The sequence below is a fragment of the Corynebacterium sp. MSK074 genome, assembly GCF_030229735.1.
Lineage (GTDB): Bacteria > Actinomycetota > Actinomycetes > Mycobacteriales > Mycobacteriaceae > Corynebacterium.
On sequence record NZ_JASPIX010000004.1, the window covers coordinates 143935 to 168253 of the forward strand.

The following is a 24319-nucleotide window of genomic DNA, read 5'->3' on the forward strand; positions in this document are numbered from 1 at the left end:
GGTTGTTGTTAAGGACAAGGATGGCAACAAGGTTGGTGATCCGATTGATGTGAAGATCACTGCGCCGAAGACCGATGCCCCAGACACCTCTAATGCTTCTGTAGTGCCTGACACTGTGACCGTTGTTGAGGGTCAGGAGGCTAAGCCGTTCGAGGTTGCTAAGAACATCCCAGAGGGTGGCAAGGTTGCTGCTGAGGGTCTTCCTGACGGCTTGAGCATTGATGAGTCCACTGGTGAGGTCACCGGTACTCCGTCGGTTTCTGACTGGGGTAAGGATGAAGAAGAGCGCGATGTTGAGGTAACTGTTTCTGTCACCGATAAGGATGGCAAGGAAGTTGCTCAGGGCACCAAGATTGTTACGGTTCAGCGTGATACCGATGGCGATGGCCAGCCGGATGTCACCGACACTGATGATGACAATGATGGTGCTACCGATGCAGAGGAAGCTGCGGCAGGTACCGATCCGAAGGATGCCTCCTCCAAGCCTGCTCCGACTGATGAGCCTTCCGTAGTGCCTGACACTGTAACCGTTGTCGATGGCCAGGAAGCTGACCCGTTCGCAGTTGCAAAGAACATCCCAGAGGGTGGCAAGGTTGCTGCTGAGGGTCTTCCTGACGGCTTGAGCATTGATGAGTCCACTGGTGAGGTCACCGGTACTCCGTCGGTTTCTGACTGGGGTAAGGATGAAGAAGAGCGCGATGTTGAGGTAGCTGTTTCTGTCACCGATAAGGATGGCAAGGAAGTTGCTCAGGGCACCAAGATTGTTACGGTTCAGCGTGATACCGATGGCGATGGCCAGCCGGATGTCACCGACACTGATGATGACAATGATGGTGCAACCGATGCAGAGGAAGCTGCGGCAGGTACCGATCCGAAGGATGCCTCCTCCAAGCCGGAAGCCAAGCCAGGTGATGACCAGGGTGCAACCTCCGTCGATAAGTCCGATGTGAAGGATGTAAAGCCTTCCGGTGAAGAGCAGAACACCGGCATCAAGGTGACCAACCCTGATGAAGGCACCAAGGTTTCTGCCACGGATAAGAATGGCAAGGACGTTCCTGCCAAGATTGATGACAACGGCAACGTTGTTGTTACTCCGGGTAAGGATGTTGAAGGCCCGATTACCGTAGTCGTCGAGGACGAAGACCTTGATGGTGGTAAGGCCGAGGTTGAGGTCGGCGTTAAGGACGAAGAGCCGGACAACCAGGGCGGTTCTTCCGACCTGCCTGACGGATCCTCCTTGCCGGGCCAGTCTTCTGGTTCTTCCAATGTTGATTGGAAGCGTTGTGCGCCGGCTGCTGCTGGTGTTGGCATCCCGCTGCTGTTCCTGATTCCGGTTGGTTTGGCTTCCCAGATGAACATCCCGGGCTTCTCCCCGCTGGTAAAGCAGGTCTCTGCACAGATTGATGGCATCAACCGTCAGCTGGCACAGCAAAACACCGCGCTGCAGAAGCAGCTGGGTATCTACAACGGCCCGCTGGCAAAGCAGGCTAGCCAGATTGACCTGATGCTGAAGAAGGTTAGCCCAGAGGCTGGCCGCATTGGTGGCGGAATTGCTCTGGCTGCGGCTGGCGCACTGGCACTGGGATTGCTTATCAACTCCTGTGCTCCGGGCGCTGGTTCCTCCAGCTCTTCCAAGTAATCGTGAGTGCGGGACCGTTTAGAGTCTTGCACTTCCGCGCCACGGGAAGGGCGTAATCTTCCCACCGAGTAGGGAACGGTAATGGCCGTTAGCCCAGTACAGTCCGTAGGGATTGCTGGTGCTAACGGCCTATCGTTTTCTTACGTCTGATAACTGATTGCGCTGGTGATTTTGGCTGGGCAATTGACCTCAGATCGTGACCCTGCGTGGCGTTTGTTGGCGCTCCGCAGGGTTTCATTGTTCTGGGTGGCTTTGGTGGAGGGTGGTGAGCATCTGGGCCGCGCTGTGGGGAAAGTGCTCGTTCGGTGCTGGGTAGGTAGACATGTCTCGATGATGTGGCTGAACCTTATGCTGCGTGCCGAGTGGTAGTAAGGGGTAGGGTGTTGGGACTTGCTAGGATGAGTACAGCTTTTGGTCAGGAATGCACATACGTCTGTGTGGCTCTTGACTGAGGTTTGATAATTGCACAATTCACGGGTGCTTTTGCCTGCGCTAACAATGACGTTGTTGAGCGGGGTAGAGGCTGAGATGCCACAGAAGTTGTGGCGAACCGTAGAACCTGATCCGGATAATGCCGGCGAGAGGGAGGAAATTATGACTACTAATACACGTGTGTCTGCAGCACCGAAGCGCAGCTTGAACTGGCGTGTGGTCGATATTGTGGTGGCATCCGTGCTGGGTGTGGCCTGTGGCTTTGTGTTCCTGGGGTGGAATGCGGTGGGCTATGCCTGGTTTGAAGCGATGGATGCCGTGACGCCGGGCCTAGGCGGTATCGCTACGGGTATTTGGCTTATCGGTGGCGTGCTTGGTGGCCTGATTATTCGCAAGCCAGGTGCGGCTGTCTATGTGGAGGTTCTTGCCGCAACCGTTTCTGCGGTGCTGGGCTCCCAGTGGGGCATTAGCACCCTGTACTCTGGTCTCGCGCAGGGCATTGGTGTGGAGATCATCCTGGCCATTTTCCTCTACCGTAAGTTTGGTCTGGGAGTATCTATCTTGGCCGGCATGGCTGCCGGTTGGGGTGCGTTTGTTCTGGAGCTATTTCTCTCCGGTAACCTGGCGCGAAGCTTTGAGTTCAAAGTTATTTACCTGGCTACGCTGAGCATTTCCGGTGCTATTTTGGCCGGTGCGTTGGGCTACTTTGTGGTCAAGGCGTTGGCGAAGACCGGTGCCTTGGACCGCTTTGCCGCAGGTCGTGAACAGCGCGCTTAGGGCGAGTTGTATCGGTGTCTGATTTTTCAACGCTGGCGGGAAACGCCACCAAGATAACGGCCCGCGGATTCGGCTGGACCCATGCCGGGCGCAGCGAGCCGGCCCTGTCCGATATTGACGTGGTTATCGAGCCAGGTGAACGCGTGCTTCTCTGCGGCGACTCTGGCTCGGGCAAATCCACCCTTCTTGCGGCGATGGCCGGGGTATTGGGCTCCGTTGAGGAAGGAACCCGCACGGGTGAGCTTCTCTTGGAGGATGCCACCGGCCTGGTGGAGGAACCGGGGCGCTCCATTCCGGTGGGGTTGGTGCTCCAGGACCCAGACTCGCAGGTGATCTCCGCGCGTGTGGGGGATGACATTGCCTTTGGCTGTGAGAACCTGGCTTACCCGCGGGAGGAAATTTGGCGTCGAGTAGCGGCTGCTAAGGAACTGGTTGGCCCATTTGTGGATCTGGATTTTCCCACCGAGCGGCTCTCCGGTGGGCAGAAACAGCGCTTGGCGCTCGCCGGCGTCATCGCTATGGGGGCGGGCGTGGTGCTTCTCGATGAACCCACGGCCAACCTTGACCCCGCCGGCGCACGCGATGTGGTGCGCGCCGTATCCAGGCTGGTGGAAGAAACCGGCGCGACGCTCGTGGTGGTAGAACACCAGCACGCGGCGTGGGACGGCGTGCTCGACCGAGCAGTGGAGCTGGACCGCGGGCGCATCGTGGCCGATACCTCCTTCGCGGAGGTGGCCCAGCGCCGCCAGGTCTCCGGCCTACCGCAGGCGCGCCGCCTCAGCGAGGCCGAACTTGCCCAGAGCGACGCCGCGCTGTGGAGTACCGACCTCGTCACCCGCTATGGCCCGCCGCGCACGATTGCGCTGCCAGCGGGAGCCTCCACGGTCATTACCGGGCCGAATGGCGCGGGTAAGTCCACCTGGTTGATGACCATGGCCGGGTTGCTGTCGGCAAAATCCGGTGAGATTGGGGTCGCCGATTTCGTGCGTCGCGGGGTTAAGGGGCCGCCACTGCGCTGGAAATCGCGCGAGCTGGCGGACCGCATTGGCTTTGTCTTCCAGAACCCGGAGCACCAATTCGTCGCCCGCACGGTGGCCGAGGAGCTGCGGGTTGCGCCCAAGGTAATGCGCGTGGACCCGCCGGAGGAGAGGATCGCGCAGCTGGTGGATTCACTGCGGCTGGAGCATCTCTTGGAGGCCAACCCGTTTACGCTCTCGGGCGGTGAGAAACGGCGCCTGTCGGTGGCCACTGCCTTGGTGACCGCGCCATCGGTGCTGCTCTTGGATGAGCCCACCTTTGGGCAAGACCCCCAGACCTTTGTGGAGCTGGTGCGCTTGCTGCGGCAAATGGCAGATGATGGCACCACCATCGCCTCTATTACCCATGACCCGTTATTTATCCAGGCCTTGGGGGATCACCGAGTGGAGGTGCGCGGTGCCTAATCTTTTGCGCGGGGCTAACCCGCTAAGCCGCATCTTTTTGATGTTTATCTGGGTTACCCCACTATTGGCCTCCATTGACTGGGTCTCGGCGGCGGTATCGCTGGCTCTTACCCTGATCCTCGCGCCGCTGTGCGGGGTGTCATGGGGGCAGCTATTAAAGGGCGGTTGGTTCCTGTTTCTCATTGCGCCGATATCTGGCATCTCGATGCTGTTGTATGGCGAGCCAGGTGGCGCGGAGTACTTCAGTTGGTGGCTGGTGCAGGTCACCGAGAATTCCCTTACCCTCGCGATCGCGATTACGCTGCGCGTCTTTGCGGTGGCGCTACCCATGGTGGTCTTAGCCCGCGATATTAACCCGACGGAATTGGGCGATGCGCTCTCGCAGATCCTCAAGCTGCCCTCGCGCTTTGTCATTGGTGCGGTCGCCGGCGTGCGTATGATGACGCTCTTCCAGTCCGACTGGCAGTCGTTGGGGATGGCGCGCAGGGCAAGGGGACTGACGGACGTCGGCAAGCTGCAGCATTTGCTGACCATGTCCTTTGGCCTTCTGGTAATTGCGCTGCGCCGCGGTGGCAAGTTGGCAACGGCCATGGAGGCGCGCGGTTTCGGCCGTACCCCGCCTGGCGGTGGGAAGCGCTCGTGGGCGCGTGAGTCGCGCCTGCGGGCCCGCGATTGGTGGATTATGGCCTGCGGCACCGTCCTCGCTTTTGTACCGGTGGTAGTTTCGGTACTCACTGGGGCCTGGAGATTCTTCGGCCTATAAACCGCGAAAGCAGTGATTGAGCGACCATGGACTTTGATAGCCAACAAGAGCGCCTTTTAGAGGACATCGTCAAGCTGGCGGCAGCCAGAAAGCGCGCCTTCAAGCCAGTGACCGTGCTTATCGACGGCCCCTCGGGCGCCGGCAAAACCTGGACGGCCGCCGCGCTGGCCGAGCGCACCAATTGGCGCGTGGTACATCTCGATGAGTTCTACCCTGGCTGGCACGGTCTGGATAAGGGCTCCGACATGGTGGCCGAGCAGGTATTGCGCACCATGAACCCCGGCTACTGGCGCTGGGACTGGGAAGCAGGCGCCCCAGGGGACTGGGCCAGCTTGGACGTGCGCGATGATCTCATCGTGGAGGGCGTGGGCTCGGTAACCGCCGCCAATATTGCCGCGGCCAAGGAGAGGGGAGCGGTAGTAAGCGTGCTTATCGACGGCCCCCGGGACCAACGCCGCGAACGCGCCATCGCCCGCGAGCCTGGCTACGAGCCGTGGTTTGAAACGTGGGAAGAACAGGAAAAGGACTACTTTGCCACCAAGGCCGCCGAGACGGACCTGGTCTGGGAATGGTCCTAGCAGGAGGACGCTGCCGATCGTGTTTTGTATAAAGCGCGGTCGGTTTGCTAGTCTAAACCTCAGTTCACTATGCGTGCCTTGATGGCACGCGGTGAAGAGTCTGATCCTTAACAAGGCACCGGCCTTGGAAAGAGTTCTGGACATGCGGCAGCGCCCCGGGAAAGAGCGCCCATTTTTGCATGTTTGGTTCCTTTCTTTTGGTCTCGGTGCGATTCGACAGAAAGACTGTTAAATGCCAACTATTCAGCAGCTGGTCCGCAAGGGCCGCCACGATAAGCGTAAAGAGGTTTCCACCGCTGCGCTGAAGGGTTCCCCGCAGCGTCGCGGTGTGTGCACCCGTGTGTACACCACCACTCCTAAGAAGCCGAACTCCGCACTGCGTAAGGTTGCTCGTGTTCGTCTGACCACCGGTATTGAGGTTTCCGCCTACATTCCGGGTGAGGGCCACAACCTGCAGGAGCACTCCATGGTCCTCGTTCGCGGCGGCCGTGTGAAGGACCTTCCTGGTGTTCGTTACAAGATCATCCGCGGCGCTCTGGATACCCAGGGTGTCAAGGACCGTAAGCAGGCCCGTTCCCGTTACGGCGCAAAGAAGGGACAGTAATAAACAATGCGTAAGAATGCTGCTCCGAAGCGTCCTGTAGTCAAGGACCCGGTATACAACTCCGAGCAGGTAACCATGCTCGTCAACAAGATTCTCCAGGACGGCAAAAAGTCCACCGCAGAGCGCATCGTTTACGGTGCTCTCGAGGCTTGCCGCGAGAAGACCGGTACCGATCCGGTTGGCACCCTGGAGAAGGCACTGGGCAACATCCGCCCAGACCTCGAGGTTCGCTCCCGCCGTGTCGGTGGAGCTACCTACCAGGTGCCGGTTGAGGTTCGCCCTGACCGCGCTAACACCCTGGCACTGCGTTGGATGGTGACCTTCACCCGCCAGCGTCGCGAGAACTCCATGATCGAGCGTCTCGCAAACGAGATCCTGGATGCCTCCAACGGCCTCGGCGCTTCCGTTAAGCGTCGTGAGGATACTCACAAGATGGCAGAGGCCAACCGCGCCTTCGCCCACTACCGCTGGTAATTTCAGCACCCACATCAATGGCCCAAGCAACGAGAAACAAGTTTCGCGCTGGCTGCCGGCAGTTTTCCTGCCGCGGCAACACAAAACTCCATATCTCTTGCTTGGGTCATTTTTTGCCCTAATGGGTGTGATCCCTGGGCAGTATCCCTGCCCAGTCCAGCGGCATCGTGGAGTGTCCAGTACACTGAAGCGATGGAAGTCTAGGGGCAGGCTGCCCCGAGGACGGCCAAATAGTGGCAAAAATATACATGACCTTATCCATGCAGGCGTCATAGCCAGAAACCTGGTCACGGCGTCGACGACTATTAAGTTGGGGTATAAACGTGGCACAAGAAGTGCTTAAGGATCTGAACAAGGTCCGCAACATCGGCATCATGGCCCACATCGATGCTGGTAAGACGACGACCACCGAGCGTATTCTCTTCTACACCGGTATCAACCGTAAGGTGGGCGAGACCCACGACGGTGCTTCCACCACTGACTGGATGGCACAGGAGAAGGAACGCGGCATCACCATTACCTCCGCTGCCGTGACCTGCTTCTGGAACAACAACCAGATCAACATCATCGACACCCCGGGTCACGTTGACTTCACCGTTGAGGTTGAGCGTTCCCTCCGTGTTCTCGATGGCGCCGTCGCAGTCTTCGACGGTAAGGAAGGCGTTGAGCCGCAGTCCGAGCAGGTGTGGCGTCAGGCTGCTAAGTACGACGTTCCGCGTATCTGCTTCGTCAACAAGATGGACAAGCTGGGCGCAGACTTCTACTACACCGTCTCCACCATCGTTGACCGCCTGGGCGCTAAGCCGTTGGTTATGCAGCTGCCTATCGGCGCTGAAGATGACTTCGACGGCGTGGTTGACCTGCTGAACATGCAGGCCATCACCTGGCGCGGCAAGGTCGAGACCGGTGCTGAGCCTACCTACGAAGAGATCCCTGAGGACCTCAAGGACAAGGCAGCAGAGTACCGCGAGAAGCTGGTTGAGACCGTTGCTGAGTCCGACGAAGAGCTCATGGAGAAGTACTTCGGCGGCGAGGAGCTGACCATTGACGAGCTCAAGGCCGGCATCCGTAAGCTGACCATTAACTCCGAGGTTTACCCGGTTTACTGCGGTACCGCCTACCGCAACAAGGGCGTGCAGCCGCTGCTGGACGCTGTCGTTGACTTCCTGCCTAACCCGCTGGACGTCGGCGAGGTTATCGGCCACGAGGTGGGCAACGAGGACAACCAGCTCACCCGTAAGCCTTCCGTGGAGTCTTCCTTCTCCGCACTGTCCTTCAAGATTGCAGCTCACCCGTTCTTCGGTCAGCTGAACTTCATCCGCGTGTACTCCGGCCAGGTCACCCCGGGTACCGAGGTCATGAACTCCACCAAGGGCAAGAAGGAGCGCATCGGTAAGCTCTTCCAGATGCACGCCAACAAGGAGAACCCTGTTGAGCAGGCAGACGCCGGCAACATCTACGCAGTTGTTGGCCTGAAGGAGACCACCACCGGTGACACCCTGTGTGACAAGGATGACCAGATCATCCTCGAGTCCATGGACTTCCCGGATCCGGTTATCAAGGTTTCCATCGAGCCGAAGACCAAGGCCGACCAGGAGAAGCTGGGTAACGCAATTCAGAAGCTTGCTGCTGAGGACCCAACCTTCACCGTTGAGCTGGATGAAGAGACCGGCCAGACCGTTATCGGCGGCATGGGCGAGCTCCACCTCGACGTTCTGGTTGACCGCATGAAGCGCGAGTTCAAGGTCGAGGCAAACATCGGTAACCCGCAGGTTGCATACCGTGAGACCATCCGCAAGAAGGTTGAGTCCATGGAATACACCCACAAGAAGCAGACCGGTGGTTCCGGCCAGTTCGCAAAGGTTATCTGCACCATCGAGCCGTACAACCCGGACCCAGAGACCCTGGAAGAGGGCGAGTCCGCAACCTACGCATTCGAGAATGCCGTTACCGGTGGCCGCGTGCCGAAGGAATACATTCCTTCCGTTGACGCTGGTATCCAGGACGCAATGCAGTACGGCTACCTGGCAGGCTTCCCGATGGTCAACATCAAGGCCACCCTGGAAGACGGCGCTTACCACGACGTTGACTCCTCCGAGATGGCCTTCAAGCTGGCCGGCTCCCAGGTCTTCAAGGAAGCAATGGCCAAGGCTAAGCCGGTTCTGCTCGAGCCGATGATGGCCGTTGAGGTCGTTACCCCTGAGGAGTACATGGGTACCGTTAACGGTGACATTTCCTCCCGTCGTGGCCAGGTCTTCGCTATGGAAGACCGCTCCGGTGCGAAGGTTGTTAAGGCTAAGGTTCCGCTGTCCGAGATGTTCGGTTACATCGGTGACCTGCGTTCTTCCACCGCAGGCCGCGCAAACTTCACCATGGTCTTCGATTCCTACGCAGAGGTTCCTTCCTCCGTGGCACAGGAGATCATCGAGGAGCGCACCGGCGGCGCTAACTAAGCGCTAGCCCCGTCTCCTCCGCGGTCTAGTCGGGCTGGTACTCTTCGCCAGTAGATGCCAGACCCGCCGCGGGGCGGGACAACTGGGCCAGGGTAGCGGCGGGCTGAGTTTGCAGCTTGGGGCTCTAAGTTGTGAATTGAGCCGGCCGTTACCCTCCCAGGATCCTTTTCAAAGATTCTTGTCGAGGGAAATGGCCGCGATTTTTCGCGGGGTTACCTCCTATAACGGCGGTTTGAAAAAACCGCGACATAAATCTAGGATCGTGTAACTGGCACGTAAAGAAAGCGTCATTAGCGCTTTGCCCCACATACTGTGGGTCGGGTGCCAATGACAACTGTCAACCACGTGGCTGCGAAGGTCGTAGCCACCATATAGTCCAGGAGGACATACAGTGGCAAAGGAGAAGTTCGAGCGTACGAAGCCGCATGTGAACATCGGCACCATCGGACACGTCGACCACGGCAAGACCACCACCACCGCAGCGATCACCAAGGTTCTGGCTGACCAGTACCCTGAGGAGAACGAGGCATTCGCGTTCGACATGATCGACAAGGCTCCTGAGGAGAAGGAGCGCGGTATTACCATCAACATCTCCCACGTTGAGTACTCCACCCCGAAGCGCCACTACGCACACGTTGACGCTCCGGGCCACGCCGACTACATCAAGAACATGATTACCGGCGCTGCTCAGATGGACGGCGCTATCCTGGTTGTTGCTGCAACCGATGGCCCGATGCCGCAGACCCGCGAGCACGTTCTGCTTGCTCGCCAGGTTGGCGTTCCTTACATCCTCGTTGCACTGAACAAGTGCGACATGGTTGATGATGAGGAAATCATCGAGCTCGTTGAGATGGAGATCCGTGAGCTGCTCGCAGAGCAGGACTACGATGAGGAAGCTCCTATCGTTCACATCTCCGCTCTGAAGGCTCTCGAGGGCGATGACAAGTGGGTACAGTCTGTCGTTGACCTGATGGAAGCATGCGACAACTCCATCCCGGATCCGGAGCGCGCTACCGACCAGCCGTTCCTGATGCCTATCGAGGACATCTTCACCATTACCGGCCGCGGTACCGTTGTTACCGGCCGTGTTGAGCGTGGCCGTCTGAACGTCAACGAGGACGTTGAGATCATCGGTATCCAGGAGAAGTCCCAGACCACCACCGTTACCGGTATCGAGATGTTCCGCAAGATGATGGACTACACCGAGGCTGGCGACAACTGTGGTCTGCTTCTGCGTGGTACCAAGCGTGAGGACGTTGAGCGTGGCCAGGTTGTTATCAAGCCGGGCGCTTACACTCCGCACACCAAGTTCGAGGGTTCCGTCTACGTCCTGAAGAAGGAAGAGGGCGGCCGCCACACCCCGTTCATGAACAACTACCGTCCGCAGTTCTACTTCCGTACCACTGACGTTACCGGTGTTGTTAACCTGCCAGAGGGCACCGAGATGGTTATGCCTGGCGACAACGTTGAGATGTCCGTTGAGCTCATCCAGCCGGTCGCTATGGACGAGGGCCTGCGCTTCGCTATCCGCGAGGGCTCCCGCACCGTCGGCGCTGGCCGCGTTACCAAGGTTATCGAGTAATCGATACCCCGTAACCGCTCAGTAGAGCTTTAAAGAGTCCGCTCCACCTTCGGGTGGGGCGGATTTTTGATCTCTGGTCACCGGTGCTGAGCGTAGTGCTACCGCGGACAGTTGATACCGTATGCGTGGATTCTGTGGGCAGAAGAAAGCCTCCCGCGGCATAGCCTGTTGGGTTTGCCGCGGGAGGCTTGAGCGTAGTGCGCTAGAGGCTTGTAGAGCTTCTACTTCTCCCAGCCGATGTCTTCCTTGGGGAGGATGGCGAAGCCGTTAGCGCCATAGTTAGCTAGGCCCTTCTTCACACCGACCATCTGTGGGCCGTTGGCGAAGGGGAGGATGCCGTAGTGACCAAAGGCCTCCGACTCGAGTTCATTGACGCGGTCGATCTGCTCGTCCTTGGTTGGTAGGTTCTGCAGTTCCTCAATCTTCTTATCGAATTCCTTGGTGCCGGTGCTCGACATGTTCAGCGTGGAATCGCTGGCGTAGGTCTGGCCAAAGTATGCGACTCCAAACGGGTCAGAGGAGGCAAACGCGGAAAGGAAGAGGTCGAAGTCTCGCTCCGAGGTTACTTTGGAGAACTCGGACGAAGGGCGCTCTTCAATCTTGAGGTCAACGCCGACGTCCTTGAGCATCTTTTGCACTGCTGCGGCGAGGGACTTTGACACTTCATCGTCACCGATGAGGATATAGCGCAGGGAGAGCTTTTCGCCGTCTTTAGCGTAGATACCATCATCGCCTTGCTGGTAGCCGGCGTCCTCTAGCAGCTTCTTGGACTGCTCAGGATCGAACTTGATGACGTCCTTGATGTTGTCCTTGTATCCCTCCTGAGTGGAGTAGAGGGTAAGGGAGCCCGGCATCTCTTCTTCGTAACCCAGGCCGTTGTAGCGGATTTCGGCCAGCTGATCGCGGTCGATGGCGGAGAAGACGGCGTGGCGTACGTCCTCGTCCTGGAGCTGTGGTGCCTTGGAATTGAGGGTGAAGATGACGTTGGCGGGGCGTAGTGCGGCACGGATGTCGATGGCATCGCCCATCTCGCCGGCAATGGTGAGGCTGTTCTTATCGGCCACACCGGCGGCGTCAATTTCGCCGGCTTGGAAGGCGTTGATGGTGGCCTGCGATTCCATGACGCGGAAGCTTACCTTCTTCAGCTTCGGCTTATCGCCCCACCACTTCTCATTGGGCACGAGGGTGAGGGTGCCGCCCTTGAAGTCCACGTTATCAACCTTGAACGGGCCGGCGCCGTATTGCGGGTTCAGCTTGCCCAGATACGCCTTGTCGAAGTTTTCAGGGCTGTCGATGGCGGGGTGGAGAAGCTCGTTGAAGAGGCCCTGCCACCACGGGTAGGGGCCGTCGAAAGTGACAACGACGTCCTTGTCGGTAGCGCCCTTTTCCACAGAGGTAATGCGCTCGAAGCCATCGGTGGCGTTTACCTGGACGTCTTCATCCTTACCGTTGTTGAAGCGCCAGGTATTGTCAAAGGCCTTCCAGTCAATAGGCGTGCCATCGTTGAAGGTGGCATCCTTGTTGACCTTGAAGGTGACGACGGTGTTCTCGCCCTTCTTATCTTCCTTGACATCATCGATGTAGTCGGGGTTTGGGGTGTAGTTTCCCTCGCCGTCGTATAGCGCCAGCTGTGGGTTGTACCAGCCCCAGACCTTGCGGGTATCGGCGGTCATGTTGGCGTGGAACATGTTTTGTTGCTCGGTGAGTTCATCGAGAGCGAGGGTGAGCTCGCCGTCGTCCTTGAGCTCGTCGCGGGACTTTTCGTTGTAGTCGCCAGCCGGATTAACCTCGATGTCGAGGCCGCCGACTGCCTTGGAGGAGTCGCCGTCCGAGTTAGCGGCGCAGCCGGTGAGGGCGAGGGCTGCGGCGGAGAGGGTAGCTACGGTAGCAATCCGGAAGCGGGTGAACTTTTTCATGGTGGGGTGTCTCCTTGAGTGAGAGGAAAGTGAAGGTTGCGGTAGCGGGGTAAGCTGCCGCAGCACTTCAGGTGTGAGGTTTACTATATATAACGCACGCTGTGTAGCGGGTCACTTTTGGGAAATTTGTGAGGCTTGTGCCGGACCGGGGTTGCGTCGCCTGCGGGCAGCCTCCGGATCCGGAATCGGAATGGCATCCAGGAGCTTCTTGGTGTAGTCCGCTTGGGGGTTTTCGAAGATGTTATCGGTCGGCCCGGACTCCACAAACTGAGCCTTGTACATGACGGCCACCCGGTCTGAAAGGTGGCGCACCACGGACAGGTCATGGGCGACGAAAAGGTAGGACAGGCCCAGCTTTCGTTTGAGATCCTCGAGCAGGTTGATGACGCCGGCCTGGATGGAGACGTCGAGCGCGGAGACGGGCTCATCCAAGACCAAAACCGAAGGGTTCGTGGCCAGCGCGCGGGCGAGGCCGATGCGCTGGCGTTGCCCGCCGGAAAAGTGGCTGGGGAAGCGATCCAGCTGAGAGGAGTCCAAACCGACAAGGCCCATGAGCTCGTTCACGCGGGCGTCCACGTCGCCGTCGTAGCCTAGGGAGTTGAGTGGTTCGGCGATGACCTCGCGCACGGTCAGGCGCGGGTTGAGGGAGCTCATCGGGTCCTGGAAGACAATCTGGATGTCCTTGCGGGCCTCGCGGCGCTCGGAATTGCTCATCCCGGCCGCGTCCTTCCCGTTGAGTACTACCGCGCCGTTTTCGGGCTTTAAGTCCATGATTTCTAGCAGGGTGGTGGTCTTACCGCAGCCAGACTCGCCTACGATGGCCATGCATTCGCCCTTGCGAATATCAAAGGTGAGGCCGTCCACTGCCTTTACCGTGCCTACGCGGCGCTTGACTAGTGCGCCCTTGGTAAGTGGAAATTCCTTGCGCAGGCCCGTGACCTCCAAGGTGGTGGGACGCTCGTCGCGGGGGATGCCGGCCATGACGTCCTCCGCGAGCTGCGGGGGCTTGAACATGAGCTCGCCGCCAATCTTGCGGTCGCGGATCTCGGGGGCGCGCAGGCAGGCGCTTTGGTGCGAGGGGGCGTCGTCAAGCGGGATAAGCGGCGGCTCGCCGTCGGAGCAGGCGGGCTGCGCCACGGGGCAGCGCGGGGCAAATTGGCAGCGCTGCTTGAGGTCCACCAGCACCGGCGGGCTGCCCACGATGGGCGTGAGCGGCTCTTCTGCCGATACGTCCGGGCGGGGCGTAGAGCCGAGCAGACCCACGGTATAGGGCATGCGGGGTTGGGAGAAAATGGTATCCACATCACCGCGTTCCACGGGCCGGCCGGCGTACATGACCATGACATCATCGGCCGTTTCTGCCACCACGCCCATATCGTGGGTAATCATGATGGTGGCGGCGCCGGTTTCGCGCTGGGCGAGCTTAATGACGTCCAAAATCTGTGCCTGAATGGTCACATCCAGCGCGGTCGTGGGCTCATCGGCGATGAGCACGCGCGGATTATTGGCGATTGCGATGGCAATGACCACGCGCTGGCGCATGCCGCCCGAGAACTCGTGTGGGAAAGACTTCAGGCGCAGGTGCGGATCGGGGATGCCCACGAGGTCGAGCAGCTCCGTGGCCTCTTTGAGGGCCTGCTTCTTGCCGACGTCCCTATGGGCCTGAATTGCTTCCACCAACTGCGATCCAATATCGAAGACCGGGGTGAGCGCGGAGAGCGGATCCTGGAAGATCATGCCAATGCCGTTGCCGCGGATCTCGGACATCTGTTTGTCGCTGAGACCGAGCAGCTCGCGGCCGTCGAACTTTACGGACCCGGTGATCTTCGCGTAGTCCGGCAAAAGCCCCATGATGGACATGGAGGTCACGGACTTACCGGAACCGGATTCGCCCACGATGCCGAGCGTGCGGCCAGGGTAGAGATCAAAATCTACGCCACGGACCGCGGAGACGGATCCGGCTTCGGACGGGAAGTTTACGCGTAGGTCTTTGACGGATAAGACGGGCGAGGTCATGCTTTTCCTCCGGAATTCGAGTTGGGGTCGAGCGCATCGCGCAGGCCATCGCCAATGAAAGCCATGGACACGGTGAGCAAGGTCAGGGTTGCGGCAGGGAAGTAGAACAGCCACGGGGAGGATTGCACGGCGGCGGTGCCGCCCTGCAGGAGGGTGCCGAGGGAGACGTCGGGAAGCTTGACGCCCAACCCCAGGAAGGACAGGGCCGTCTCGGAGCCCACGGTGCCCACCACGCCGAAGACGAACTGGATGATGAGCAGCGAACCAATATTGGGAATGACGTGGCGCACGATGGTGCGCAGCTTGGACACACCCATGTAGCTTGCCGCGCGGACGTAGTCTTGCTCGCGCACCGTAAGCGCCAGCGACCAAATCACGCGGGCCTGGTACATCCAGCCAAAGAGGATGAGCACGACGATAAGCAGCTTCCAATCGCCGCCGGAATCCGCCACCACCAGTGCGATGAGCAGGAAGGTAGGGATGGACAGCAAAAAGTGAATGACCGCCAGCACCGCCTTTTCCGCCATGCCGCCCCACAGGGCTGCGGCCGAGCCGATGAACGCGGAGATGACCAAGGTGGCCAGGGACACCACGATGGCGATGGTCAGGGACCTGCCTAAACCGTGAATGGTCTGGGCATAAAGGTCATTGCCGGTGTCATTCGTGCCAAACCAGTGCTCGGGGCTCGGCGGCTCCGATAGCGCAAGGAAGTCCGGCTCGGTGTAGTCCCACTTGGCAAAGAAGCCGCCAAAAAGTGCCGCAAGGACCAAGAAAGCCAGGATGATAAGGCCCAGGGTGGCGAGCTTATTGCGGAAGAAGCGGCGCAGGTACAGCTTGTAGCGCGAGGTGCCACGAGGCATTTGCTCCAGGGTGGCTACCTGCTCGGCCTCGGCGGGGGAGAAGGGGTCTCCCGAAGTGACCTCGCTGTGTGCGGTGATTTCCCCGCGCGGTTCCTGCTTGAAATAGTTGCGGTCTTTAGATGGGGTCATTTAACTCACCCTCACTCGTGGATCAAGCGCGACGACAACCAAGTCCGCCAAGACAGCGGAGATGGCGGTCATGGCGGCGCCAAAGGCAGCGACGGCCGCTGCACCGTTGACGTCGTTCTTGCTAATGGTCTCGATGAAGTACTGGCCCATACCGTTCCAGCCAAAGATGCGCTCGGTCATCACCGCACCGGTGAAGATGCCCGGGATGGAAAAAGCCACCGAGGTCGCCACCGGGATGATGGAGGTGCGCAGTGCGTGCTTGCGAATCGCCTGTTGGCGGGTCAAGCCCTTAGCGCGGGCGGTGCGCACATAGTCCGCATCCAAGTTATCCAGCAGCAAGGTGCGCTGGGTCATGTGATAGCTGGCGTAGCTAATGAAGACCAGTGAAATGGTGGGAAGAATCAAGTGCTGTGCGGAGTCCACCAGTTTGGGAAAGAAACCTTCCACATCCAGCGAATGGGAGCCGACGACGTAGAAAATCTTCTTGCCGCTGAGCTCGTTGATCTTGAGCGCGCCCCACACCACGGCGATGGACGCCACCACTACGTGGGTGTTCATCGCGATGATGGAGATGCCCTGCCAGATGCGGTCGCCGGTCTTGTACTGGCGCGAAGCGGTGTAAACGCCCACGGCCACGCCGATGAGAATGGACAGAATGGTGGACAGTAGGAGCAGCTGCGCGGAAACCCAGATGCGGTAGCTAATTTCTGAATTCACCACCTCGCCCACTGGGGATTGGCCCCAGTCCCATTTGGTGAGGATATTGGTCAGCCAGGTCCACCAGCGTTGCACAAGTGGGGTATCGGGGCTGAGGTTATAGGGCTCAAGGAGGCTATTGATTTCCTCCGGTGAAAGCGGTGGTCGGCGGCCGGTGTAGTTGGACCGTGGGTCCAGGAAGCTGGCCGCCAAGAGATAGGCGAGGTTGGTAGCCAAAAAGATCATGAGTAACCAGCCCAAGGTCTTTTTGATCAGATATTTAGTCATAGAGATTCTCCGTGCGCGGTTAAGCAGGAAACGTGGTGCGAAGGTGTATCCAACGAGCGAATCGTTGTATGTGACTAATCTAATAATATGTTATTCAGAGCACAATCAAATTAGCCCCGTGACATAAATCCCCAATAAAATGACAGGTATTACTGAACGCGGCTAAGGTGGGAAAACCTTCAATAAATGCACCTTGAGCAGGAAATACGCGGCTCGAGATTGTTGAACACTTATAGTATTTATTTAATTGAATGAAATTACCTCGGGGGTGAAAATTCTCCTCTCGGCCCCGGCTGCCGGACCGGCGCCGGTGCTGGGTAATCTTGGCGGATATGGATGACCCCACCCGCATCGATCCCACGCTTGAGTCCCTCCGCCGCGCCTGGGAGGGCCAGCCCGACCTCAGCCTTCCCACTTTCTTTGCCATGCTGGCTAATCAGGGCATTGGATGGGGCGCCACCGACGCCGAACTCGTTGCGGAATTGGAGCGCCAGGCGGGCGTGCACCCGCCCTTGCTTCCCCTGGAGGGCGGCCGCATTGCGGCAGGGGAATGGCTCGTGCTTGCCGACGCCCCCACCTACCGCATCACCGCCACCCCTACCCACATCATTGTGCGCCGCCTTGACACCCAGCCCGTGGTGTGGGCCTATGAGTCCATTCGTCCCACGGGCCCTGGCCGCCCATTTACCATTCGGGATACCGAGGGCTTTGAACACCGCTTTGGCGTGGTCTCAAGTCTCATGCGGTTGAGTGCTGAGTGCCCAGACCTTAATGGCCTGAAGCGGCAGGATTTGGGTGATTTCGTGTTTATCCTTCGCTTTGCAGCGGCCATCGGTGTGCTCGATCATGGGCTGCACCTATTTGCTAAGGAAAACCGGCGCGTAACTCGCCAGGACTACTCTTGGCAGCGCATAGAAAAATGCCGCCCCGGCGAGGAACTGGAAATGATCCTCGGGGGCGGCGAGTCGGCCCGCCTTGGGGCCGTTCAAGAGATCTTGGTGGCGGAGACTCCGAACCCGCTATTCGGATAGGTCCTTCATCGGACCTACCTTGCTGAACTGCAGCTTGTAGATGGTGTCCAAATCGGCATCGGGAAACGCTGCGCGGAAATCGCACTCATTGGTTTCAACCGCACCGGTAAGGCGCTCCACCGGAGTGTCCGGATTTGCTGTCACCGTGTACTGCAGCGTGGGCCGCGCGCGGTCATAAGCCACAAGGCGCTCTACGTGGTCTACGCCCTTGACTCCATCCAAATCCTGGGCCACGGCGCCGGCGATAGCGTTCATCGACGTCGTGATAGAGCCCTTGTCATCGGAAGAAGCGGACTCCACGTTATTGAAGCGGCGGTGGCGCAGGTTGGCCACCACAATCCACAGCCCCAAAATAAGTAGCAGTGCGGAGCCACCGGCCAGCGCCCATACCCACCAGTCATTGTCCGCCAAGCTCTTCCACGTATCGTGGTCCACCCACAGGGCTAAGTACTTGGCAAATTCCACATTGAAGTGAATCAAGATAGGCCACACACCCAAAGCGATGAGGACTATTCCCAGCAGGCCCAGCAGGATGCGGTCAAAGGTAGCAAGTTTTCTAGACATTGTTATCCAACTCCGGAATCTTCTCTACAGCTACGGTGACCTGCGGCGGGTTCTTGAGGTGGGCCAGGCAGCGTGTTACCGCCGTCTCCACCCGGCTCTGCAGCTCCGCATCGTCCGTATCGCCATTAACGGTGACCTTGGCCGTCTTGCTATCCGCGGAGGTCTGCGCCGAGGCCACGCCCGGAACACGGCGAGCAGTAGCCGACGAGAGGCGGGCGATATCTACCGGTCGCATCCACATGGACGCGGTATCGGAGGCAAGTTGCATGTGCGTGGTGCGGCGCGTCTTCACTGCTGCGAAGAGGAAAATTAGGCCTACGACAATGGAGGCAACGCCGGCCCAAATCATCCACGTCTGCAGCTCTTCGGTGGCAATGAGATTAAGCACCGGCTGTACCCAGGACTGGGCATCGGAGCCGGAGCCCACTAGCCACGTCTCGCGCACGCCGACGACGCCCGCGGCGAGCAGTAGGAGCCCAAGGATTACGGCCCAAGTACGCGCCGCCGGAGACGCCTTCGGCTGCTGCCCAAAGTGTTCAGGCATGTGCTGATCAGCCATTATTGCCTCCTTGTGGGCGGTACGGGTTAATGGAAATGGCGCGCAGGGGCTCGGGTCGTGGCGCATCGACGTGCAACGGCCGAGGATTTGCCGGCCTGACCTCAATGCGCTTGAGCGGTTGTGGCCGCGGGGCCTTTACCGCGCGCGCAGGAGCAGACTTGGGGGCCTCGACGCGGCGCGGAGCCCACTCGTGGCGAATCTCGATCTCGCGCAGCGGCTGCGGCCGAGGAGTTGCTACCTGAACCTTTCGTGCCAGTGGACGAACCTGCCCACTAGGGATCAACCTGGCTGGGCGGGGTGCAGCCACGCTGTGCACGCGGACCGGCTTGGGTTCCCTGATCGGTCGCACCGTGTGGTCGCTCGGGGACGTCACCTCGCGCAGCTGGTGGTCTGGGAGGTCAGCGGAAATGTTGCGTACCTCGGCCTCGCGCGGGGTGTCCACGGACCGCACCGCGACACCGGTGGCCGGGGCGGCGATGGTGCGCACCGGTACCTCCTGCGGTGTGGCAATGCTGCGTACATTCACCGACTCCGCAGTGACCGGCTGCCATACCGGCGAGGGCGTGATGTGGGGCGCGACGGCAGCAGCGATCTGGCGCTGCTCCACCTCGGCGGCAGTTACTCGATTGCCCGGAACGGAACCGCCGACGGTGACGTTGACGCGCGTGGTGGAATAACCGGTGTGCGCCGCGATGGCTTCCGAGATGGCGGCACGAGTATGTTCCGCCACCGTGGTGACCGGCGAAGGCCACACCACGCCAATGGTGGCGTTGACGGCTGCTACCTCGCGCTCTGGGTCCATTTGGACCGAGGCCCGTGGAAAACCGCGGCCGCCGATGCCCGCTAGCTTGGCCTCTATAGCCTTGGTGCCGGGCACGCTAGCAATCGCGGCGGCAACGATGTGTTCCATGGTCCGCAGCGAGATACGCGTGTGGCCCTGAGTGGAACTATCTGTCATTAACCTTGGCCTTTCTCCTTACCAATGAGGCCATTCCACACAGAAGTGAGATCAATACGGCCATCAAAGTGTGCACCCACAATGCCGCCGATTGCGGCAAGAAGTACCGCGAGCAAAGTAGGACCCCAGCCTAGGTACAAGAAGAAGGCAAGAATAAGGCCGGAAATGATGCCCAAAGTGGTGTAATTCTTCATATCTATTCCTTCGATGGAGCAGCGGATAAGCCATCTACGGCGTCAGAAAACTCAACGTCAATGCGCTGCAGTTCGGGACAAGCCCCACGGGCGGCGGACCGAATATCTTCTGCCAAGGCATAAAGGTCCGGCGCGGCGCTGACATCAACGCGAATGCTGATCTGCAGGTGGCGATCATCGCGCGGGTCGGGCCGCCGCATGCCGACGATGCGTTCGCCCGGCAGGTACAAACTCACCGAACCGAACGAACCGCCGTCGAGCGCGGCGACGCCGCGCACCTTCTGGACTGCCTCCGCAATAGCGCGGGCATGGCTTACCTCGAGCTCAAAACGTGCTCGGGGCTCAGACATTGGGCTTAAGCCTGACCCTGGTTCAAAGCAGCCTGGTCTTCCCCTTCGGACTCATCCTTCGGCAGCTTTACGTCGTGAACAACAACGTTGACGCGCTCGACGCTCAGGCCGGTCATGCGCTCAACGGCATTCATGATGTTGCGGCGGATGGCCTCGGCGAGCTCGTGGATGGCCACGCCGTACTCAGCGGTGATGGCAATCTCGATGCGAGCGCTCCCGTCTGCTACCTCTACGTCCACGCCCTGGCGGACGTCTTCAGAAGCACCGAAGGACTCGCGGATATTGCCGATCATGCGAGCGCCGCCGCCCCCCAGGGAATCCACGCCGGAAACCTCGCGGGCAGCAATGCCGGCAATCTTAGACACCACGACATCATCGATGGTGGTGGTGCCGTACTGGGTTTCCAGGTTGTTATTGACCTCGCGCTCCTCGGAGGCAGGAACCTGGTTGTCGGTGTTGTGTGCAGGAGTCTTGTTTTCAGACATGGGCGAGTGAGCCTTTCTCTTTTGGGTGATGCATGAACGCGATATTCAACTATCTAGGCAGGACAAACAGTCCACAGCCAATAACTCCGAGCTTAGATACTTCTCAAGCGAGTGTGGGGTGCGAGCCAACAAAATTTTCCAAAACGTGATTTTTGGCACGGTTTAATACGCGGCTTGAAAAACCGCAGCCCAACATGCTTAAATACAAAGGTTGCTTTAACAGGGCAGCGAGAACCGAGATTCGGTAATGGCGGCGGACGTCGCCAAGCGTGAGTCTCGGGGAGACGCTGAGCTGGTAAAGCGAACATGACACCTTCGTTGTCGCCATGGTTCAGGGAAACCTGAAGCATTGACTGGAAGGTCATCCGATCGGGCTAGGTCCGCGTTAGAGCAGTGACACCCCGAGAAGATGGACCGGAGAAGGGGCATGGCAAATAAACAGCGGCAGTAGACGAATTGGACACTCTCCACGTGTAATGCGTGAAAACCGTCCTCTTCACAATACTTTGACTACGGGTCTTGTACCCCGTCGAGAGCACTGCGTTCTGGCACTTGCCATGTACCGCAACTCTTGGTCGTCATGACAGTCAGACCACTGGCGTTGTGTCAGGCCCCAAGCCCGGACAACGTTATAGAGAAATCGAGAAGCAATTTCCCACCGCTTCACGCCCCGGAAACGCCGGGAATGTGAAAGTGGGGAAGCGAGGAAGAGGATAAGCGTGGCGGGACAAAAAATCCGCATTCGGCTGAAGGCCTATGACCACGAGGCTATCGACGCTTCTGCAAAGAAGATCGTCGAGACCGTTACCCGTACCGGTGCTCGTGTAGTTGGCCCAGTGCCGCTCCCAACCGAGAAGAACGTATACGCAGTTATTCGTTCTCCGCACAAGTACAAGGACTCTCGCGAGCACTTCGAGATGCGCACTCACAAGCGCCTGATCGACATTCTCGACCCAACCCCGAAGACCGTTGACGCTCTTATGCGCATCGATCTTCCGGCAAGCGTCGACGTGAACATCCAGTAAGCGACTTTGGTGGAGAACAAATAATGAGTGAAAACGAGATCAAGGGCATTCTGGGCAAGAAGCTCGGCATGACCCAGGTCTTCGACGAGGACAACCGCGTTGTGCCGGTTACCGTCGTCGAGGCAGGGCCATGCGTTGTCACCCAGATTCGCACCCCCGAAACCGATGGCTACAGCGCCATCCAGATCGCCTTTGGCGAAATTGACCCACGCAAGGCAAACAAGCCGGTTGGTGGACACTTCAAGAAGGCTGGCGTAACCCCGCGCCGTCACGTTGCGGAAATCCGCATGGACGACACCTCTGCATACGAGGTTGGCCAAGAGGTCAAGGTTGACATCTTCGAGGGCATCACCTTCGTTGACGTCACCGGCAAGACCAAGGGCCACGGCTACGCCGGCGCCATGAAGCGCCACGGCTTCGCAGGCCAGGGCGCAGCTCACGGTAACCAGGCCGCTCACCGCCGCGTTGGCGGCATCGGCGGCGCTGCTACCCCGGGCCGCGTCTTCAAGGGCAAGCGCATGGCTGGCCGTATGGGCCATGACCGCGTGACCACCCAGAACCTGAAGATTCAGAAAATCGATGCCGAGTCCAACCTGCTGCTCATCAAGGGTGCTATCCCTGGTGCGCGCGGCGGCCTCGTCACCGTTAAGACCGCAGTGAAGGGCGGTGCACACGCATGAGCAACCTCAAGCTAGACGTCCACACTTCCGAGGGTAAGACCAACGGCTCTGTAGACCTGCCAGCTGAAATCTTTGACACCGAGGCATCCATTGCTTTGATGCACCAGGTTGTTAACGCTCAGCTTGCTGCTGCACGCCAGGGCACCCACGCAACCAAGACCCGCGGCGACGTCCGCGGTGGTGGTCGCAAGCCTTTCCGTCAGAAGGGCACCGGCCGTGCACGCCAGGGTTCCATCCGCGCACCGCACTACACCGGTGGCGGCACCGTCCATGGCCCACAGCCACGCGACTACGCACAGCGCACCCCTAAGAAGATGATCAAGGCTGCTCTCTTCGGTGCACTGTCTGACCGTGCTCGCAACGAGCGCATCCACGTCATCGAAGAGCTCGTACCGGGCCAGAAGCCGTCCACCAAATCGGCCAAGGACTTCCTCGAGTCCCTGACCGAGCGCAAGAACGTGCTCCTGGTCATCGGCCGCGAGGACATCAATGCTCGTCGTAGCGCTAATAACCTGCCTAACGTTCAGATCCTGGACGCTGGCCAGCTCAACACCTACGACGTTCTCTACTCCGATGACGTTGTGTTCTCCGTTGAGGCGCTACACACCTTCATCAACCGCGCAACCGGCGCGGATAAGGAGGAGAACTAATGGCTAAGATTTCTAACCCACGCGATATCATCATCGCCCCGGTTGTATCCGAGAAGTCCTACGGTCTGATGGAGCAGAACGTCTACACGTTCTACGTCTCCACGGACTCCAATAAGTCCCAGATTAAAGATGCCGTAGAGCAGATCTTTGGCGTAAAGGTCGACTCCGTGAACACCGTTAACCGTGCAGGTAAGCGTAAGCGCACCCGCACCGGTTACGGCCAGCGTAAGTCCACCAAGCGTGCATACGTGACGCTCCGTGAAGGCAGCGACTCCATCGACGTCTTTGGCGCACAGGCCTAAGACGGAGACGAAGTAAGGAAGAATTATGGCTATTCGTAAGTACAAGCCGACAACTCCGGGTCGCCGCGCATCCTCCGTTTCTGAGTTTGACGAGATCACTCGTTCTACTCCGGAGAAGTCCCTGCTGCGCCCGCTGAGCAAGACTGGTGGCCGTAACAACTACGGTCGCATCACCACCCGCCACATCGGCGGTGGCCACAAGCGCCGTTACCGTCTCATCGACTTCCGTCGTAACGACAAGGACGGCATTCCGGCAAAGGTCGCTCACATCGAGTACGACCCGAACCGCACCGCAAACATTGCACTGCTTCACTACGTTGATGGCGAGAAGCGCTACATCATCGCCCCTAAGGGCCTGAAGCAGGGCACCATCGTAGAGTCCGGCCCGAACGCAGATATCAAGGTTGGCAACAACCTGCCGCTGCGCAACATCCCGACCGGTTCCATCATCCACGCTGTTGAGCTCAAGCCGGGCGCCGGCGCTAAGCTGGCTCGCTCCGCTGGTGCTTCCATCCAGCTGCTGGGTAAGGAAGGCAAGTACGCAGTTCTGCGTATGCCGTCTTCCGAAATCCGTCGTGTGGACATCCGCTGCCGCGCCACCGTTGGTGAGGTCGGCAACGCCGAGCAGATGAACATCCGCTGGGGCAAGGCCGGCCGCATGCGCTGGAAGGGCGTACGCCCGACCGTCCGCGGTGTCGTTATGAACCCGGTTGACCACCCACACGGTGGTGGTGAGGGTAAGACCTCGGGTGGTCGCCACCCTGTGTCCCCATGGGGCCACAAGGAGGGTCGTACCCGCAACCCGAACCGTTACTCCAACAACATGATCGTGCGCCGTCGTCGCCCGAACAAGAAGCGCTAAGAGGAGGTAA

The 24319-nt window shown here is 59.3% G+C and carries 25 protein-coding genes and 1 riboswitch; of the genes, 15 read left to right on the forward strand and 10 right to left on the reverse strand.

What is annotated here, in order from left to right:
- The 9 genes from QP965_RS05690 to tuf all read left to right on the forward strand — a co-directional run.
- The coding region (locus QP965_RS05690) for a putative Ig domain-containing protein (protein WP_284844359.1) at window positions 1–1639 on the forward strand (1639 nt) is incomplete at its 5' end.
- Between the two features lie 463 nt (window positions 1640–2102).
- Window positions 2103–2244: riboswitch (TPP riboswitch) on the forward strand.
- On the forward strand, window positions 2234–2848 hold the full coding sequence (locus QP965_RS05695) for an ECF transporter S component (protein WP_284844360.1): 615 nt from the start codon (window positions 2234–2236) through the stop codon (window positions 2846–2848). It overlaps the preceding riboswitch by 11 nt.
- 14 nt (window positions 2849–2862) lie before the next feature.
- On the forward strand, window positions 2863–4290 hold the full coding sequence (locus tag QP965_RS05700) for an ABC transporter ATP-binding protein (RefSeq protein WP_284844361.1): 1428 nt from the start codon (window positions 2863–2865) through the stop codon (window positions 4288–4290).
- Window positions 4283–5053 (forward strand): energy-coupling factor transporter transmembrane component T family protein, encoded by a 771-nt coding sequence (locus tag QP965_RS05705; RefSeq protein ID WP_284844362.1) that lies wholly within the window; start codon window positions 4283–4285, stop codon window positions 5051–5053. The genes QP965_RS05700 and QP965_RS05705 overlap by 8 nt, the downstream gene beginning before the upstream one ends.
- A gap of 26 nt (window positions 5054–5079) precedes the next feature.
- Window positions 5080–5631, forward strand: coding sequence for a nucleoside/nucleotide kinase family protein (locus tag QP965_RS05710; protein WP_284844363.1), 552 nt, complete (start codon window positions 5080–5082; stop codon window positions 5629–5631).
- A gap of 232 nt (window positions 5632–5863) precedes the next feature.
- Window positions 5864–6235 (forward strand): 30S ribosomal protein S12, encoded by a 372-nt coding sequence (gene rpsL, locus QP965_RS05715; protein ID WP_005322866.1) that lies wholly within the window; start codon window positions 5864–5866, stop codon window positions 6233–6235.
- A gap of 6 nt (window positions 6236–6241) precedes the next feature.
- On the forward strand, window positions 6242–6709 hold the full coding sequence (gene rpsG, locus QP965_RS05720) for a 30S ribosomal protein S7 (RefSeq protein WP_005322865.1): 468 nt from the start codon (window positions 6242–6244) through the stop codon (window positions 6707–6709).
- 323 nt (window positions 6710–7032) lie between these two features.
- Window positions 7033–9162: an elongation factor G gene (gene fusA / locus QP965_RS05725; RefSeq protein ID WP_284768291.1), complete on the forward strand. Its 2130-nt coding sequence runs from the start codon at window positions 7033–7035 to the stop codon at window positions 9160–9162.
- A 391-nt stretch (window positions 9163–9553) separates the two neighbouring features.
- Window positions 9554–10744, forward strand: coding sequence for an elongation factor Tu (tuf, locus tag QP965_RS05730; protein WP_284766029.1), 1191 nt, complete (start codon window positions 9554–9556; stop codon window positions 10742–10744).
- Between the two features lie 221 nt (window positions 10745–10965).
- Here the strand turns inward: tuf and QP965_RS05735 are convergent, their stop codons facing one another.
- The 4 genes from QP965_RS05735 to QP965_RS05750 form a co-directional block, all read right to left on the reverse strand.
- Window positions 10966–12660 carry an ABC transporter family substrate-binding protein gene (locus QP965_RS05735; RefSeq protein ID WP_284844364.1) on the reverse strand — a complete coding sequence of 565 codons (1695 nt, stop codon included), beginning with the start codon at window positions 12658–12660 and terminating at the stop codon, window positions 10966–10968.
- Window positions 12661–12771: 111 nt separating this feature from the next.
- Window positions 12772–14676 carry a dipeptide ABC transporter ATP-binding protein gene (locus QP965_RS05740; RefSeq protein ID WP_284844365.1) on the reverse strand — a complete coding sequence of 635 codons (1905 nt, stop codon included), beginning with the start codon at window positions 14674–14676 and terminating at the stop codon, window positions 12772–12774.
- Window positions 14673–15665: an ABC transporter permease gene (locus QP965_RS05745; RefSeq protein WP_284844366.1), complete on the reverse strand. Its 993-nt coding sequence runs from the start codon at window positions 15663–15665 to the stop codon at window positions 14673–14675. The genes QP965_RS05740 and QP965_RS05745 overlap by 4 nt, the downstream gene beginning before the upstream one ends.
- Entirely contained in the window at window positions 15666–16649 is a 984-nt protein-coding gene (locus tag QP965_RS05750) for an ABC transporter permease (RefSeq protein WP_023020541.1), read from the reverse strand.
- Between the two features lie 332 nt (window positions 16650–16981).
- On the opposite strand from QP965_RS05750, the gene QP965_RS05755 reads away from it, so the two are divergent.
- Entirely contained in the window at window positions 16982–17680 is a 699-nt protein-coding gene (locus QP965_RS05755; protein WP_284844367.1) for a hypothetical protein, read from the forward strand.
- Here QP965_RS05755 and amaP read toward each other — a convergent pair.
- The 6 genes from amaP to QP965_RS05785 are packed head-to-tail and all read right to left on the reverse strand — an operon-like array spanning window position 17669 to window position 20790.
- A complete protein-coding gene (amaP, locus tag QP965_RS05760) occupies window positions 17669–18244 on the reverse strand; it encodes an alkaline shock response membrane anchor protein AmaP (RefSeq protein WP_284844368.1) in 576 nt (191 codons plus the stop codon). The genes QP965_RS05755 and amaP overlap by 12 nt on opposite strands.
- Entirely contained in the window at window positions 18237–18803 is a 567-nt protein-coding gene (locus tag QP965_RS05765; RefSeq protein ID WP_269954328.1) for a DUF6286 domain-containing protein, read from the reverse strand. Before QP965_RS05765 ends, amaP begins: the two co-directional genes overlap by 8 nt.
- Complete coding sequence (locus QP965_RS05770) at window positions 18796–19761, reverse strand: Asp23/Gls24 family envelope stress response protein (RefSeq protein WP_269954329.1); 966 nt, start codon at window positions 19759–19761, stop codon at window positions 18796–18798. Before QP965_RS05770 ends, QP965_RS05765 begins: the two co-directional genes overlap by 8 nt.
- Window positions 19761–19955 carry a hypothetical protein gene (locus QP965_RS05775; RefSeq protein WP_005322852.1) on the reverse strand — a complete coding sequence of 65 codons (195 nt, stop codon included), beginning with the start codon at window positions 19953–19955 and terminating at the stop codon, window positions 19761–19763. Before QP965_RS05775 ends, QP965_RS05770 begins: the two co-directional genes overlap by 1 nt.
- Before the next feature lie 2 nt (window positions 19956–19957).
- Window positions 19958–20305, reverse strand: a complete 348-nt coding sequence (locus tag QP965_RS05780) for a hypothetical protein (protein ID WP_284844369.1) — start codon at window positions 20303–20305, stop codon at window positions 19958–19960.
- 5 nt (window positions 20306–20310) lie between these two features.
- Window positions 20311–20790 (reverse strand): Asp23/Gls24 family envelope stress response protein, encoded by a 480-nt coding sequence (locus QP965_RS05785; RefSeq protein WP_284844370.1) that lies wholly within the window; start codon window positions 20788–20790, stop codon window positions 20311–20313.
- A 719-nt stretch (window positions 20791–21509) separates the two neighbouring features.
- Here QP965_RS05785 and rpsJ point away from each other — a divergent pair.
- Genes rpsJ through rplB form a run of 5 tightly spaced genes read left to right on the forward strand, consistent with a single transcriptional unit; the run spans window position 21510 to window position 24309 of the window.
- Entirely contained in the window at window positions 21510–21815 is a 306-nt protein-coding gene (gene rpsJ / locus QP965_RS05790; protein WP_003848085.1) for a 30S ribosomal protein S10, read from the forward strand.
- Window positions 21816–21838: 23 nt separating this feature from the next.
- Window positions 21839–22495, forward strand: coding sequence for a 50S ribosomal protein L3 (rplC, locus tag QP965_RS05795; protein WP_005322848.1), 657 nt, complete (start codon window positions 21839–21841; stop codon window positions 22493–22495).
- On the forward strand, window positions 22492–23145 hold the full coding sequence (gene rplD / locus QP965_RS05800) for a 50S ribosomal protein L4 (RefSeq protein WP_239278126.1): 654 nt from the start codon (window positions 22492–22494) through the stop codon (window positions 23143–23145). Before rplC ends, rplD begins: the two co-directional genes overlap by 4 nt.
- Window positions 23145–23447: a 50S ribosomal protein L23 gene (gene rplW / locus QP965_RS05805; RefSeq protein ID WP_284820963.1), complete on the forward strand. Its 303-nt coding sequence runs from the start codon at window positions 23145–23147 to the stop codon at window positions 23445–23447. Before rplD ends, rplW begins: the two co-directional genes overlap by 1 nt.
- Window positions 23448–23472: 25 nt before the next feature.
- A complete protein-coding gene (gene rplB / locus QP965_RS05810) occupies window positions 23473–24309 on the forward strand; it encodes a 50S ribosomal protein L2 (RefSeq protein ID WP_204610252.1) in 837 nt (278 codons plus the stop codon).
- The last annotated feature ends 10 nt before the right edge of the window (window positions 24310–24319 follow it).

What these genes read in the sequence shown, in the direction of transcription:
- QP965_RS05775 (WP_005322852.1), bottom strand. Translation starts at nt 19,955, where the DNA reads ATGAAGAATTACACCACTTTGGGCATCATTTCCGGCCTTATTCTTGCC.
- QP965_RS05765 (WP_269954328.1), bottom strand. Translation starts at nt 18,803, where the DNA reads ATGGCTGATCAGCACATGCCTGAACACTTTGGGCAGCAGCCGAAGGCG.
- rpsL (WP_005322866.1), top strand. Translation starts at nt 5,864, where the DNA reads ATGCCAACTATTCAGCAGCTGGTCCGCAAGGGCCGCCACGATAAGCGT.
- amaP (WP_284844368.1), bottom strand. Translation starts at nt 18,244, where the DNA reads ATGTCTAGAAAACTTGCTACCTTTGACCGCATCCTGCTGGGCCTGCTG.
- QP965_RS05785 (WP_284844370.1), bottom strand. Translation starts at nt 20,790, where the DNA reads ATGTCTGAAAACAAGACTCCTGCACACAACACCGACAACCAGGTTCCT.
- rplW (WP_284820963.1), top strand. Translation starts at nt 23,145, where the DNA reads ATGGCTAAGATTTCTAACCCACGCGATATCATCATCGCCCCGGTTGTA.
- QP965_RS05740 (WP_284844365.1), bottom strand. Translation starts at nt 14,676, where the DNA reads ATGACCTCGCCCGTCTTATCCGTCAAAGACCTACGCGTAAACTTCCCG.
- QP965_RS05755 (WP_284844367.1), top strand. Translation starts at nt 16,982, where the DNA reads ATGGATGACCCCACCCGCATCGATCCCACGCTTGAGTCCCTCCGCCGC.
- rplD (WP_239278126.1), top strand. Translation starts at nt 22,492, where the DNA reads ATGAGCAACCTCAAGCTAGACGTCCACACTTCCGAGGGTAAGACCAAC.
- rplB (WP_204610252.1), top strand. Translation starts at nt 23,473, where the DNA reads ATGGCTATTCGTAAGTACAAGCCGACAACTCCGGGTCGCCGCGCATCC.
- QP965_RS05735 (WP_284844364.1), bottom strand. Translation starts at nt 12,660, where the DNA reads ATGAAAAAGTTCACCCGCTTCCGGATTGCTACCGTAGCTACCCTCTCC.
- rpsG (WP_005322865.1), top strand. Translation starts at nt 6,242, where the DNA reads ATGCGTAAGAATGCTGCTCCGAAGCGTCCTGTAGTCAAGGACCCGGTA.
- QP965_RS05750 (WP_023020541.1), bottom strand. Translation starts at nt 16,649, where the DNA reads ATGACTAAATATCTGATCAAAAAGACCTTGGGCTGGTTACTCATGATC.
- QP965_RS05695 (WP_284844360.1), top strand. Translation starts at nt 2,234, where the DNA reads ATGACTACTAATACACGTGTGTCTGCAGCACCGAAGCGCAGCTTGAAC.
- QP965_RS05780 (WP_284844369.1), bottom strand. Translation starts at nt 20,305, where the DNA reads ATGTCTGAGCCCCGAGCACGTTTTGAGCTCGAGGTAAGCCATGCCCGC.
- QP965_RS05745 (WP_284844366.1), bottom strand. Translation starts at nt 15,665, where the DNA reads ATGACCCCATCTAAAGACCGCAACTATTTCAAGCAGGAACCGCGCGGG.
- QP965_RS05710 (WP_284844363.1), top strand. Translation starts at nt 5,080, where the DNA reads ATGGACTTTGATAGCCAACAAGAGCGCCTTTTAGAGGACATCGTCAAG.
- rplC (WP_005322848.1), top strand. Translation starts at nt 21,839, where the DNA reads ATGAGTGAAAACGAGATCAAGGGCATTCTGGGCAAGAAGCTCGGCATG.
- QP965_RS05770 (WP_269954329.1), bottom strand. Translation starts at nt 19,761, where the DNA reads ATGACAGATAGTTCCACTCAGGGCCACACGCGTATCTCGCTGCGGACC.